Raw genomic sequence first — 13692 nt, forward strand, 5'->3', positions numbered from 1 at the left:
TCGTTTAGACTGCTGAGTTAACATAAATTGATGTCTTCAGCTCGGGTTTGCCCCATTTTACTGAGTATGAAGCGCCTGCTTGTAAGGTGAGTGGAACAGTAAAAGAAGCTACCATTCGAGCCGATCGGCAAACCTTGTTGAGCATTAAAAGTCACACTAGGAATGTTTAAAGTTCCACGCCAATCCAAAGTTCCGTATTTAAGTGCAGTTTTTTCTGTATAAAGAATGTATTCATTGTCGTCAATTTGGCGGTTTCGATTACGATCCATAAAGATCAAAAAACCAGTATTCCAGTTTTGCTTGCTACATTGAACAAAGTTTTGTGTAGGACAAATCACCACATTGCTGTGGTGGGTGAGGGCATGGGAGCGTGCTATTTTTAGGCTAGACAGCAATGAGTACTGAATTCGTTTGAGTTCTTGTTGTGCCATCAGCTGATGAAAATAGGGCAGGGCAACCATGATTAAAATCGCACTAATCGCTAACGTGACGATCAATTCAAACAGCGTGAAGCCATTTTTGCTTATATTCGACATAAGTCTATACCTGTTATTGTTATGTTTTTTTATGATTAATTTGAGTAATTCGTTGTTTTATAGCGCTTTATCTGCTGTATAATAAATATTAAACAACTTTCTAGAAAGCTGTTAAAATAAAGCGCAGGAAAGATAAGCTATTCACAATAAAAAATTGAGTAGAAAGTTACCGAATTACAACGGAAATTGTAAGTAATTTTGTCAATAATTTACTTGATTAAAATTATCAAGCACTTGGAAAAGTAATAAAGTGTTTGTATGATTCAAAGTGACTAGCTTAAAAATAATACTGGGGTATAAGAAAGCCTATCTCAGGGTAGTCGAAAATTTAGGCTTGAGCTTGAACAACAATTGTTATCTCTGGAGGATAAATCCATGAAAATGAGTCGTATTGCATTAGCAATGCTCGTAGCTGCTCCTTTAGCTGCTGCAAACGCGGGCGTAACTGTTACCCCATTAATGCTTGGTTATACTATGTTTGATACACAGCATAACAATGGCGGTAGTGATGGGGAATTAACAAATGGTCCAGAACTACAGGATGATTTATTCGTAGGTGCTGCGCTTGGTGTTGAGCTTACTCCTTGGTTAGGTTTTGAAGCAGAATATAGCCAAGTGAAAGGTGATGTTGATACAAACCGTGGTGAATATAAAGCGAAGAACATCGCAGGTAACTTCTATGCGACTTCTGACTTGATCACAAAAAACTATGACAGCAAAATCAAGCCATACGTATTGTTAGGTGCTGGTCACTATAAGTATGATTTTGATCACCCTGCTTTGGCATACCGTGACGGTGAAGAAGGTACTTTAGGTAATGCTGGTGTAGGTGCGTTCTTCCGTTTGAACGATGCTTTATCTCTTCGTACAGAAGCACGTGGTACTTACCACTTTGACGAAAAATTCTGGAACTACACAGCTTTAGCTGGTCTTAACGTAGTTCTTGGCGGTCACTTGAAGCCAGCTGCTCCTGTAGTAGAAGTTGCTCCAGTTGAAACAGTTGCTCCAGTTCAACCAGCTCCACAAGAGTTGACTGAAGACCTGAACATGGAACTTCGTGTGTTCTTTGATACCAACAAATCAAACATCAAAGATCAGTACAAGCCAGAAATTGCTAAAGTTGCTGAGAAGTTAGTTGAATATCCAAACGCTACTGCTCGCATCGAAGGTCACACTGACAACACTGGTCCACGTGCATTGAACGAACGTTTATCTTTAGCGCGTGCGAACTCTGTTAAATCTTCACTTGTAAATGAATACAATGTAGATCCAGCTCGTTTGTCTACTCAAGGTTTCGCTTGGGATCAACCGATTGCAGACAACAACACTAAAGAAGGTCGTGCTATGAACCGTCGTGTATTCGCGACGATCACTGGCAGCCGTACAGTGACTGTTGAACAACAAGCTCAATAATTTGAGTTAAGTTGAAAAAACGACTCTTCGGAGTCGTTTTTTTATGCTTATTTTTATGAAATATATTGACTAAAGAGTGCCTGAAATGATTTACATTCAATACTTTTAAAAAATATTGTAAAAGTATGATTTTTAGAATAAAGAGTAAATAAGGTAGAGGCAGATTGTGCTTAATATTTCGGTCTGTTGACTCGTAAACTTAGTCGAATTTTTATACCAAGTTTATCGTTAATTCATTTAAAAACTCCAAAGCGTCGTCGCAGATCAAACTTTTAAAATATGGACTCGATGTCTATCAGTCGATCAAATCGTTGTTTAACGATTATAAAATCAACATTGAGCAGTTTGTGGCGTGATCTCTCGCCGTAATATTGATAACAAAATATGTTGTAACTCGAATTTGCTTGAAATTTACGCTAAAAAAACAGCCATATGTTGACTGTTTTTTGAATCTTAGCTTCTCAAATGAAATGCAATAGAAGAAGAATTTTTTTAGTCATGATCAGGGTGTAGTGGTTTCACATCCATATCCTGATATGCAATCAGTTTAGTTTTGTGTTTCCATTTATAGCCTAACCAAATGACCAAGAACAAAAGAATACCAATATAAGTCGATAAAACAGCGAGCCATTCACCTTCGAGCACTGCTTGGTAGTTTTGCCCTAACACGACAATTGCACACAAAATAAAGGCAAACCATGGTGCAAAAGGAAAGAATTTGGCGCGGTAATCTAAATCTTCAAGTTTGAAGCCTTGTGCCAAATAGCCTTTACGGAAGCGGTAATGAGATACAGCAATTCCGAGCCAAACGATAAAGCCACACATGCCTGACATATTCAGAAGCCAGTTAAATACTTGTTTTTCGCCAATAAATGTTGTTAAAAAACATAGTGCAGCGATTGCTGTTGTGGCATACAGTGCATTCATTGGGACGCCACGAGCATCTAAGCGGGCAAAAGCTTTTGGTGCGCTACCTTTGCGTGCCATATCAAATAGCATACGGGTAGAGGAATACATGCCTGAGTTACCAGCAGATAAAATAGCCGTTAAAATCACGGCATTCATAACACTTGCTGCAAAAGCAAAACCTGCCTGTTCATACAGTAAAGTAAAAGGAGAAAGGGCGATATTATCGGTCGCTGCTGCTTGGAGTAAACGTGGGTCATCGTAGGCAATGAGTGTGCCGATGATGAAAATACAGACGATATAAAATAATAAGATGCGCCAGAAAATTTGTTTAATTGCAATTGGAATGGTCTTTTTGGGATTTTTAGATTCGCCCGCTGCAACCCCCACCATTTCAGTACCCTGAAATGAGAATCCTGCAATCATCGCCACACCAATTAAGGCAGATAATCCACCTACAAATGGCGCTTCTCCTTTGCTCCAATTGGCAAAAGTAGCAACATCTGGAGTCAGCATGATTTTGATAATCATGAATAGACCAATGATGATGAACACTATAATCGCAAGGACTTTGACCAGTGAGAAGAAAAACTCAGATTCACCAAAACCTTTGACGGTTAAGGCATTAATACCAAATACAACCGCTAGAAATAAGGCACTCCAATAGAAACCAGGAATATCGGGAAACCAGAATTTCATAATGAATTGTACAGCCACCAATTCAAATGCCACAGTAATGGCCCAGTTGTACCAGTAGTTCCAGCCGAGTGCAAAACCAAAACCACCTTCGACATATTTACTGCCATAGGTAAAGAAAGCCCCAGACGTTGGATTGTGGGTGGCAAGTTCCCCTAAACTGGTCATCAAGAAATAAATCATCACACCAATGAGGGCATACGCAAGTAAGGCGCCTCCAGGACCTGCGTTGGCAATAGTTGCCCCTGATGCAAGGAATAAACCTGTACCAATTGAGCCACCAATGGCGATCATGTTTAAATGACGCGCACCGAGCTTACGCTGTAACTGTCGATTGTTTTGAGTTTCGCTCATCATGCGTCCTTCGTATTTTTTTGAGTACTGGCAAACAGTACTTTAAAGCCTTGTTGATCTGCCTTGATTGTGCATTGACCGAAACTTTGTTCAATTAAGAGTGGATAATTTAAAAAGCGATTAGCCACGATCCAAAGTTCACCACCCGACTTCAGGTGACGACGTGAAGTTTTACACAGATTTTCACTGGCATCGTAATGTGTTTGAATGCCTTGGTGGAACGGGGGATTACTCACGATGGCATGCAAAAATAACGGTGCATCCTCAATGCCTGTCACGGCTTTAATTTCAAGCTGTTGTGGGTTGAGTTGATTTTTTTCAAACGTCATTTGTGTTGAGGCTAAAGCAAATGCATCGACATCTAAAGCAAAAATGCGATTTTCTGGGTTGAGTTTGGCTAAATAAGCACTGATCACGCCCGCACCACAGCCAAAATCTGCAATTTTTCCAGCAGTCACCTGATTTAAATAAGGTAATAACACAGCTGTGCCAACATCTAAGTGTTTTTGGCTAAATACACCCGGCAATGCACAAATCTGTAAATCACCTTTAGGTGTAGCAACTGTATAGCTTTGCACCCAATCTGCTAAGGTCTTATTTTGAACCTTGCAGTCTAAAATTAGTTGCCAAAGTTGGCAGTGGCGTGCGCTATCTAGCTTGAGTGCCTTGCCATAAGGTTGTAATTGCTTTGCAGCCCGTTCAATTCCAGCTTTCTTTTCACCAACTAAAAATACGCTGCTGCCTTGTGGGAGTTGTGCGGCAATGGAGTGAATTAGGTAATTGAGTAATTCCTTGGATTTCGGTACAAAAATAACCGCCTGATCAAATTCACCTACAGGCAATTCTGCACCAAAATGCACTTGCGCTTGTTGATTTTGAAAGTATTGATAGTCGTTAAAATTCCATGTCCACACAGAGGCTTGGATTGAGTCACCCAATTCTGCGAGGAGTTGATCGGTTGGGGCATTGATCAGTAGAACACGACCAGACAAATAATCATATTGTCTGAGTAAAACTTCGCTTTGGGGGTTCATGGTTCTCTCTCCAATAGAAAAACACTGTCTAAGTTCAGCTCAGACAGTGTTTTTTGGACATGCAATTACTTTTTACTTTCAGGAAGCACAATATTTAAAATGAGTGCTGCAATACCGCCTGTGGCAACGCCTGAACTGAAAATATTACGGAATAATTCAGGTAAGTGTTCTAGAATTTGTGGCACTTGTGCAACACCTAAGCCTAAGCCCAAGGAAATTGCGATAATCAGCAAGGCACGTCGATCTAAAACGACACCTGAAAGAATATTAATCCCCGAAGCGGCAACGGCACCAAACATCACCATCACAGCACCACCTAATACGGCTTGAGGCACAGCCTGAATCACACCTGCGACCGCAGGGAGCAGGCCTAAAATGATGAGGAGGGCTGCAATCCAGATGCCAACATAACGGCTAGCAACACCTGTGAGTTGAATCACGCCATTGTTTTGGGCAAATACTGAACTTGGAAAGGTGTTGAAAATTCCTGCCAAGAAAGAGTTTGCGCCATTCACCAATACACCGCCTTTAATACGTTGCATCCACTGTGGGCCATCGACAGGTTGATTGGAAAGTTTAGAGGTCGCGGTAATATCACCAATGGCTTCTAATGATGTCACTAAATAAATAAATGCTAAGGGAATGAACAAGCTCCAAGAGAAATCTAGTCCAAAATGCATTGGTGTTGGGACCTGTACCAGAGGCGCATCTTTCAGACCTGAAAAGTCAAGATGACCCATCATGCCTGCCATTGCATAACCAATCACCAAGGCAATTAAAATGGCAGAGCTTTTAATCCATGTGATATTGATACGGTTTAAAATAATGATAATGGCCAAGACTGTGCACGACATAATCAGGTTGTCAGTATTGGCAAAGGTATTATTGCTCATGGCTTGATAGCCACCGCCCATACTAATTAAACCTTCTTTAATTAAGGTCAAACCAATCAGGAGTACAACAATACCTGTCACGAGCGGAGTGATCAGCTTTTTTACCCAAGGTAAAATTTGTGAAACGCCCATTTCAATAAATGAGCCTGCAATGACCACACCAAAAATTGCCGCCATGACTGATTCAACAGGTGTGCCTGCAGCAACCATGGCAGAGCCGATACCAATAATTGGGCCAATAAAGTTAAAGCTGGTGCCTTGTACAATGAGTAAACCTGCACCAAAAGGGCCGACTTTTTTACATTGTAAAAAGGTTGCAATACCTGAAATGACCAAAGACATTGACAAGATCATGTTGGTATCTTGTTTGGAAACGCCTAAAGCCAAGCAAATTAAGAGGCCTGGTGTGACAATCGGAACAATAATTGCCAGTAAATGCTGAAAAGCGGCTAAAAAAGCGATAAGTGGTTTTGGACGCTCATTCAGACCATAGACCAGATCAAGTGGGGCTTTTGGGGAGGGAGATTGGTTAAAATCAGACATAAGTCGTAAAGATATTGCAAAAGTGGCGCTATTCTAATCGAGTTACACAGCTTTACAAAATCAAAAGCGTGTTTCTCATCAAAAAAAATTGTGTGTGTCAATAAAGTGTCACTATAAAACTTTAGTATTTTTCTGTATAATTTGCCCTCAAATTTATAGCGTATTGAATTTACATGTCAGATATTAAAACTCTCCGCAACATCGCAATTATTGCGCACGTTGACCACGGAAAAACAACTCTTGTGGATAAACTTTTACAACAATCGGGCGCACTCGGTGAGCGAGCGGGCGAGATTGAGCGTGTCATGGATTCAGGCGCTATTGAAAGTGAACGTGGCATTACCATTCTTGCAAAAAACACTGCAATCAAATGGTTAGATAAACGTACAGATACTGAATACCGCATTAACATTGTGGACACCCCAGGACACGCCGACTTCGGTGGTGAAGTTGAACGTGTCATGTCGATGGTGGATTGCGTACTTCTTTTAGTTGATTCACAAGAAGGCCCAATGCCGCAAACACGTTTCGTAACGCAAAAAGCGTTCGCACGTGGTTTAAAGCCAATCGTGATCATCAACAAAGTAGACAAGCCAAACGCGCGCCCAGACTGGGTTATTGATCAAGTATTTGACTTGTTTGATAACTTGGGTGCAACTGATGAGCAATTAGACTTTCCAATCGTATATGCATCAGGCTTACGTGGTGTTGCGGGTCCTGCACCAGATGAATTAGCGGAAGATATGACACCGTTGTTCCAAACCATTGTCGATATCGTTGAGCCACCAGCAGTTGATGTTGATGGTCCATTCCAAATGCAAGTGTCTTCACTCGACTATAACAGCTTCGTGGGTGTGATTGGTGTGGGTCGTATTCAACGTGGTTCTGTGAAGCTGAATACACCAGTAACCGTGATTGACCAAGAAGGTAAAACACGTAACGGTCGTATCTTAAAAATCATGGGTTACCACGGTTTAGAGCGTGTTGATGTTGAATCTGCTTCTGCAGGTGACATCGTGTGTGTAACAGGTATGGACGAACTCCATATTTCTGACACGATTTGTGATCCGAAAAATGTAGAAGCTTTACCGCCGCTTTCTGTAGACGAACCAACCGTATCGATGACATTCCAAGTCAACAACTCACCTTTTGCGGGTAAAGAAGGTAAGTTCGTGACTTCACGTAACATTCGTGAACGTCTAGACCGCGAATTAATTCACAATGTTGCACTTCGTGTAGAAGATACTGACAGTCCAGACCGTTTCAAAGTATCTGGTCGTGGTGAGCTTCACCTTTCTGTATTGATTGAAAACATGCGCCGTGAAGGCTTCGAAATGGGTGTATCTCGTCCGCAAGTCATCTTGAAAGAGATTGATGGCGAAATGCAAGAACCATACGAAAACGTGACTTTTGACGTAGAAGAACAGCACCAAGGTGCTGTGATGGAACAAATGGGTAACCGTAAAGGTGAGATGACCAATATGGAAGTAGACGGTAAAGGCCGTATCCGTATTGAAGCCACTGTGCCTTCACGTGGTTTAATTGGTTTCCGTTCTGAATTCATGACCATGACTTCTGGTACGGGTATCATGACGTCAAGCTTCTCACACTATGGCCCAATGAAAGCAGGTCAAGTTGCGAAACGTCAAAACGGTGTGTTGATCTCTATGGTTCAAGGTACGTGCTTGGGTTATGCATTGTTCAGCTTGCAAGACCGTGGTCGTCTATTTGCTAAACCTCAGTTAGAAGTTTACGAAGGTATGATCATTGGTATTAACTCTCGTTCAGACGACATGGTGGTTAACCCAACTAAAGCGAAACAGTTAACTAACGTACGTGCTTCTGGTACTGATGATGCGTTGACACTGGTACCTGCAATTGAATTCACGCTTGAACAAGCGCTTGAATTCATTGAAGATGATGAATTAGTTGAAGTAACACCTAAGTCAATCCGTATCCGTAAGCGTTACTTGACTGAAAACGAACGTAAACGTAACCGTTCTGGTAAATAAGTTTTAAAAATGATGTTGTCCTCATGCGGGGCAGCAAAATTTAAAAATGCCATCAATTTATTGATGGCATTTTTGTTTAAAATTAGCAAACTAATATATAAAAGCAGATGATTTCCGAGTAAATTACGTGGAAATGAAGCTATAAAATTAATGTATACTTCGTCACATAAATTAAAGTCAAAAAAACTGGAGATTTAAATGAGTATTATTCAAGAGTTCCGCGAATTTGCGGTAAAAGGCAACATGATCGACTTGGCTGTCGGTGTGATTATTGGTGGGGCTTTTGGTAAAATTGTTGACTCATTAGTGAAAGATATCATCATGCCATTGATTACTGTGATCACTGGCGGTGGTGTGGATTTCACACAAAAGTTCTTTGTTTTGGGAGATAACCCAAACAATTTACAGTCTTTAGATGAGTTAACCAAAGCAGGTGTAAATGTCCTGACCTATGGTAACTTCCTTACGATTTTAATTAACTTCATCATTTTGGCATGGGTGGTGTTCTTAATGGTGAAAATGATTAATCGTATGCGCCGTAAACAAGAAGAAGCAGCGCCAGAACCAGCAGCAACGCCAGAAGATATCGCGTTGCTACGTGAAATTCGTGATGAATTGAAAAAACGTCAATAATTTTTAATACGCAATCAAAACAAACGGCGCTTTATGCGCCGTTTGTTTGCACCCTATTCTCTAGGATGGAGAGGCGCTGAAGGCATAAAAATTACATCCGAAACTTTACTTCTACCAAATGAAAACCAAACTGACTTTTTACAGGGCCGTGTAGTACGCGTTCTGCTGCGGTAAACACTAATTTATCAATCACGGGTACCAATTGTCCTTTTTTGACCTCACCCAATTCCCCACCTTTTTTTCCTGAAGGGCAGGTCGAAAATTGTTTGGCAATTTTGGCAAAATCAGCACCTGATTGAATCCGCTTTTTCAGTTGTTCACAGGTTTCTTTATCTTTCACTAAGATATGACGCACAATAGCGGTTCTCATACTTTTTTACCTCGTTTGCTTGTTGCGGCTTTAGTGGAAGTGAGTACTTTTTTCAAAGGCTGACATTCAGGACAAAATACCGAGGCACGTTGGCCCAGTTTTAAATTTTCTAGTGTGGTTTCACAGTTCACACACATTTCACCTGCACGTCCATACGCCAACAAGGTTTGCTGAAAATAGCCATTTTCGCCCATCGCATTACTGTAATCACGCAAGGTCGAACCGCCTAAATCAATCGCTTGTTTTAAAATGCGTTTGATTTCGAGCACCAGTTTTTCAATCTGTTTCAAGCTGAGTGATGATGCAGGTTGTGCAGGGTGAATACCTAAATTAAACAGACTTTCCGTGGCATAAATATTGCCCACACCCACCACGACATGGTTATCCATAATTGCAACTTTGATGCCAACATTTTTGTTTTTGAGCTTCTGTGCAAGATAGTCGGGGTTAAAGGCATCACTCAACGGCTCAGGGCCAAGTGGATCTATCAGTTTGAGTTGAGAGCTTTCATTTAGCCATAAAATACAGCCAAAGCGACGTGGGTCATGGTAGCGCAATTGTATATCTTCAAACTGAATAATCAGATGGTCGTGTTTGCGTAAATCTTCCTGCGCATCGCAAAGACGAAAACTGCCCGACATGCCTAAATGCCACAACATGCTGTCCTGTTCAAATTGCGCCAGAATGTATTTGGATCTGCGGGTCAATTGCAGTAATTTTTGTCCTGTGAGTTTATGTAGGTTTTCTGGAATGGGCCAGCGTAAATTGGCTTGACGCACTTCTACATTCAGGACTTTTTGATCAAGTAGCGGCAATAGACTAGTTTTGGTAGTTTCAACTTCTGGTAATTCTGGCATGGTTCAAATTCAATCCGCTTGGAGAAATTAAGCAGGCAAGGACATACAGTAATGCGCTTAATATTGGGCATTATCCATAGAATGCAAGCCATAGAATACAAGCCATAGTGTGCTGTCGCAAAATTATTCTGTGCAAAGCAAAAGTAGGCTTTGCAAAAACCATACAACACGTTATAAATAAATCATTTTTGAACATCTATTATAGAAAAAACCATCTAAAACAGATGGCAGATTCTGAGTGATTACTTCTTTATTTAATGATTCGCTTTTGGTGAATCGCACAGTATGAGGGCTTGCAGCGTGACATTACTTTTTCAGCCGATTCAATTTGGATCACTGCAACTTGCCAACAAAATTGTTATCGCCCCGATGTGTCAATATTCTGCCAATGAACAAGGTGAATTGAGCTATTGGCATGAGCAGCAATGGGCCAATTATGCCTTGTCGGGCGCAGGGATGTGTATTGTAGAAGCCACGGCAGTGCAGGCAGCAGGACGTATTAGTTATGCAGATTTAGGCTTATGGAATGACATGCAGCGTGCGCAGATGAAAGCACTATTGCATAAAGTTAAAAGTTTATCGCCTATGCCATTTGCTGTGCAGTTGGCACATGCAGGTCGTAAAGCTTCAACTGATAAACCGTGGCAGGACAAAGGACAGTTTGCTCCGAATGAAGAACATGGCTGGCAGACGGTATCGGCCAGTGGGTTGCCATTTCAATCGCACGAACATCCACCACATGCTTTAACGCAAGATGAAATTCAACAGGTTATTGCAGACTTTGCCAGTGCCGCAGTACGAGCGGTGGATGCAGGTTTTGATTTAATCGAAATTCATGCCGCACATGGCTATTTATTGCATCAATTTATGTCGCCATTGTCTAATCACCGCCAAGATGAATATGGCGGAAGTTTGGAAAATCGGATTCGCCTTACATTGGAAGTATTTCAGGCGATTCAAAATGCTGTACCCCAAGGTTATCCAATTGGCGTGCGAATTTCTGCAACAGACTGGATGGATGATGCAGAAGGCTGGAATGTGGAATCTTCTGTGGGTTTGGCAAAGGCACTAGAGCATTTAGGTGCGGCTTATATTCACGTGTCTAGCGGCGGTTTGCATGTCGATCAAAAAATTGATGTGCATGCGGGTTATCAAACGCCGTTTGCTCATGCAATTAAGCAAGCTGTAAAAATTCCTGTAATTGCGGTGGGTTTGATTACTGAAGCGATGCAGGCAGAAGGTATTTTGCAATATGAACAAGCCGATGCAATTGCGATAGCACGTGCCATTTTATATGACCCACGTTGGCCATGGCATGCTGCGGCAGAATTGGGCGAAAAAATTGAAATTGCCCCGCAATATTTACGCTGTCAGCCGCATGGGTTCCGTAGTTTATTTGTGCCGTTTAAATCCACAGATACGGAAGTGGAATCCTAATATTTTATCTGCTTAAAATAAGTGAAACTTAAACTATTTTGCCGTGCTTTATCGGGAGCATCGGTGTAAGCTAAATCAGTAAAAACCATGTCGATCATGGGCAACACTGAAAAAGGATGTCAGGGTGTTACTGAGTATTTTATTTCCCATTTGTGCTGTGGTGCTGTTGGGATATATTGCCGTAAAAAGCCAGTTTATAGATGCAAATGCAATTCAGGTTCTAGGGCAGTTTGTTATGAAAGTCGCCTTGCCTGCATTTTTATTACAGGCCTTGGCCAGTAAGAGTTTGGCAGAAATTTGGAGTCCTGCTTACTTTTTAGGCTATGGTCTTGGCTCTATTCTGCTGTTTATGGGTGCTTTTTTATTGTATCGGCATTATTTTAATTCAAGTTTAACCCATGCCAGTGTTTTGGCAATGGGTGCATCAATGTCGAATACAGGATTTATTGGCACTGCTATTTTGACTTTGTTGATTGGCAGTCAATCTGCAATTTATTTGTCTTTAACTTTAATTGTCGAAAATTTAATTATTGTGGCATTGATGCTAATTTTGGCAGAACGTGGACTGCAATCTTCGGCGAAATCAGGTGGGCAAGTGTATGCCGAAACTGTGCAGCGCTTACTGAAAAATCCCGTAATTTTATCTATTTTATTAGGCATGCTGTGCGTATTCATGAATTTCAAACTGCCGCAAGCTATTGCACAAGTATTGGAAATGTTGGGAAAAACGGCTTCACCTTTGGCTTTATTTGTGATTGGTGGGAGTTTGGTCGGTATGCAAGTCAAGTCGGTCAATTTGCAAAGTATTGTTTTGGTTGTATTCAAAGTATTGCTGATGCCACTCACGATCTTTGGGATTTTATGGGCATTAGATGTGAACCGAGAAATGTTGTTTGTCGGGACTTTACTGGCAGCTTTACCCATGCCCATTGCCTTTGGTATTTTCGGGCAGCATTATGGTTTACATGAAAAAGCCTTGGCCCCCTTGGTGTTGAGTACAATATTGGGTTTTGTGATGGTGGCGATTTTATTGACACAATCGGGTAAATATTTATAACTTTGGTTTGAAGTGTTTAAATCACAAAAAAGTCTGTATCACGCTGATACAGACTTTTTGTGTGTCATTATAAAGAGAAGGCTCACTTAACTTTTCTTTGCAATCGCTTTGTTGGAAGATTTGGCCTGATCTGCCATCATTTTTTCAACCACAGCCAATGATTCTTTGGCTTGTGGTATATTTTCCTGTGCCAGTGAGGCAAAAATCTTTTTTGCTTCAGGCAAGTTTTGCGGCACGATATTGCCATTCACAAACATATTGCCTACTGCCATTAATGCAGGAATATAGCCCTTTTCTGCCAAGTTTTGAATGCTTTGCAACCCTTGCTTAATGGGGGCTTCATCTTTGTTTTTGAAGCCTGCGCTAATATCATACAAGGCTTTGGCATGTATGGCTTGATAATGATCTTTGGCAATTAAGGATTGTAATAGCGTTAAACCTTTTTGGTCAGATGCTGCCGTATTTTCTGAGAAATATAAAACGGCTAAATCTACTGTGGCATCATTAAAACCTTGACTGGATGCAGTCTGTAAATATTGTTTGGCTTTGGCGATATCCTGTTTTAAACCCAGTGCGCCAGTGAGGTAGTTTTTACCTAAAACATAACTTGCAACGGGGTAGCCTTTTTGAGCAGCTTGCTCATACAACTGAATGGCTTTCTTTTCATTTTTTGCTGTGCCTTGTCCAGTTTGCGTCAAATAGCCTAAGTTATACAAGGCTTGTGCATTGCCTGCTTTGGCAAGCTTTTCTAATTCCTGAAAAGCATCTTTAACTTTATTGGCTTGCATTAATTGTTCAATCTTGGCAAAAGCAGGATCGGTTGCAATGTTGCTATTTGCCATGCTGATGCTGCTAGAGAGGGCAATTGCGCCCGCCATGAGTAGTTTTTTTATCATTTGAGTTTTACCTTGTTCTCTTTTGCACATCACATCCATTGATGTACTTTTGTTT

The 13692-nt window shown here is 41.1% G+C and carries 12 protein-coding genes; 5 read left to right on the top strand and 7 right to left on the bottom strand.

Features of this window, described 5'->3' with window-relative positions; translation table 11 throughout:
• Positions 1–17: 17 nt before the first annotated feature.
• Positions 18–536: a GspH/FimT family pseudopilin gene (locus K1T76_RS02470; protein ID WP_230244000.1), complete on the bottom strand. Its 519-nt coding sequence runs from the start codon at positions 534–536 to the stop codon at positions 18–20.
• 375 nt (positions 537–911) lie between these two features.
• Here K1T76_RS02470 and omp38 point away from each other — a divergent pair, with 375 nt between their 5' ends.
• Positions 912–1949, top strand: coding sequence for an outer membrane protein Omp38 (gene omp38 / locus K1T76_RS02475; RefSeq protein ID WP_180051963.1), 1038 nt, complete (start codon positions 912–914; stop codon positions 1947–1949).
• 492 nt (positions 1950–2441) lie between these two features.
• Here omp38 and K1T76_RS02480 read toward each other — a convergent pair whose 3' ends face one another.
• The 3 genes from K1T76_RS02480 to K1T76_RS02490 form a co-directional block, all read right to left on the bottom strand.
• On the bottom strand, positions 2442–3905 hold the full coding sequence (locus tag K1T76_RS02480; protein ID WP_230244001.1) for an amino acid permease: 1464 nt from the start codon (positions 3903–3905) through the stop codon (positions 2442–2444).
• Complete coding sequence (locus K1T76_RS02485; protein WP_070153747.1) at positions 3905–4939, bottom strand: methyltransferase; 1035 nt, start codon at positions 4937–4939, stop codon at positions 3905–3907. Before K1T76_RS02485 ends, K1T76_RS02480 begins: the two co-directional genes overlap by 1 nt.
• A gap of 65 nt (positions 4940–5004) precedes the next feature.
• Positions 5005–6375, bottom strand: coding sequence for a uracil-xanthine permease family protein (locus K1T76_RS02490; protein WP_230244002.1), 1371 nt, complete (start codon positions 6373–6375; stop codon positions 5005–5007).
• 173 nt (positions 6376–6548) lie between these two features.
• Between K1T76_RS02490 and typA the strand changes: the two genes are divergently transcribed.
• Together typA and mscL are read left to right on the top strand one after the other, a co-directional pair.
• Positions 6549–8387, top strand: coding sequence for a translational GTPase TypA (gene typA / locus K1T76_RS02495; RefSeq protein ID WP_070153741.1), 1839 nt, complete (start codon positions 6549–6551; stop codon positions 8385–8387).
• Positions 8388–8585: 198 nt separating this feature from the next.
• Entirely contained in the window at positions 8586–9020 is a 435-nt protein-coding gene (mscL, locus tag K1T76_RS02500; RefSeq protein WP_004972423.1) for a large conductance mechanosensitive channel protein MscL, read from the top strand.
• Between the two features lie 91 nt (positions 9021–9111).
• Here the strand turns inward: mscL and K1T76_RS02505 are convergent, their stop codons facing one another.
• On the bottom strand, positions 9112–9390 hold the full coding sequence (locus tag K1T76_RS02505) for a peptidylprolyl isomerase (protein ID WP_004972420.1): 279 nt from the start codon (positions 9388–9390) through the stop codon (positions 9112–9114).
• Complete coding sequence (gene mutM, locus K1T76_RS02510) at positions 9387–10247, bottom strand: bifunctional DNA-formamidopyrimidine glycosylase/DNA-(apurinic or apyrimidinic site) lyase (RefSeq protein WP_178867334.1); 861 nt, start codon at positions 10245–10247, stop codon at positions 9387–9389. Before mutM ends, K1T76_RS02505 begins: the two co-directional genes overlap by 4 nt.
• Before the next feature lie 300 nt (positions 10248–10547).
• Between mutM and K1T76_RS02515 the strand changes: the two genes are divergently transcribed.
• Together K1T76_RS02515 and K1T76_RS02520 are read left to right on the top strand one after the other, a co-directional pair.
• Positions 10548–11684, top strand: a complete 1137-nt coding sequence (locus K1T76_RS02515; RefSeq protein WP_230244003.1) for an NADH:flavin oxidoreductase/NADH oxidase — start codon at positions 10548–10550, stop codon at positions 11682–11684.
• Between the two features lie 124 nt (positions 11685–11808).
• Positions 11809–12741: an AEC family transporter gene (locus K1T76_RS02520; RefSeq protein ID WP_230244004.1), complete on the top strand. Its 933-nt coding sequence runs from the start codon at positions 11809–11811 to the stop codon at positions 12739–12741.
• A gap of 86 nt (positions 12742–12827) precedes the next feature.
• On the opposite strand, the gene K1T76_RS02525 is transcribed toward K1T76_RS02520, so the two are convergent.
• Positions 12828–13634 (bottom strand): tetratricopeptide repeat protein, encoded by an 807-nt coding sequence (locus tag K1T76_RS02525; protein ID WP_230245608.1) that lies wholly within the window; start codon positions 13632–13634, stop codon positions 12828–12830.
• Positions 13635–13692: the final 58 nt, after the last annotated feature.

This window comes from Acinetobacter sp. PW68 (assembly GCF_020982655.1).
GTDB classification, from domain to species: domain Bacteria; phylum Pseudomonadota; class Gammaproteobacteria; order Pseudomonadales; family Moraxellaceae; genus Acinetobacter; species Acinetobacter towneri_A.

Excerpts from the sequence above, each read along its gene's own strand:
- omp38 (WP_180051963.1), top strand. The coding sequence starts at position 912 with ATGAAAATGAGTCGTATTGCATTAGCAATGCTCGTAGCTGCTCCTTTA.
- mutM (WP_178867334.1), bottom strand. The coding sequence starts at position 10,247 with ATGCCAGAATTACCAGAAGTTGAAACTACCAAAACTAGTCTATTGCCG.
- K1T76_RS02485 (WP_070153747.1), bottom strand. The coding sequence starts at position 4,939 with ATGAACCCCCAAAGCGAAGTTTTACTCAGACAATATGATTATTTGTCT.
- typA (WP_070153741.1), top strand. The coding sequence starts at position 6,549 with ATGTCAGATATTAAAACTCTCCGCAACATCGCAATTATTGCGCACGTT.
- K1T76_RS02490 (WP_230244002.1), bottom strand. The coding sequence starts at position 6,375 with ATGTCTGATTTTAACCAATCTCCCTCCCCAAAAGCCCCACTTGATCTG.
- K1T76_RS02505 (WP_004972420.1), bottom strand. The coding sequence starts at position 9,390 with ATGAGAACCGCTATTGTGCGTCATATCTTAGTGAAAGATAAAGAAACC.
- K1T76_RS02470 (WP_230244000.1), bottom strand. The coding sequence starts at position 536 with ATGTCGAATATAAGCAAAAATGGCTTCACGCTGTTTGAATTGATCGTC.
- K1T76_RS02480 (WP_230244001.1), bottom strand. The coding sequence starts at position 3,905 with ATGAGCGAAACTCAAAACAATCGACAGTTACAGCGTAAGCTCGGTGCG.
- mscL (WP_004972423.1), top strand. The coding sequence starts at position 8,586 with ATGAGTATTATTCAAGAGTTCCGCGAATTTGCGGTAAAAGGCAACATG.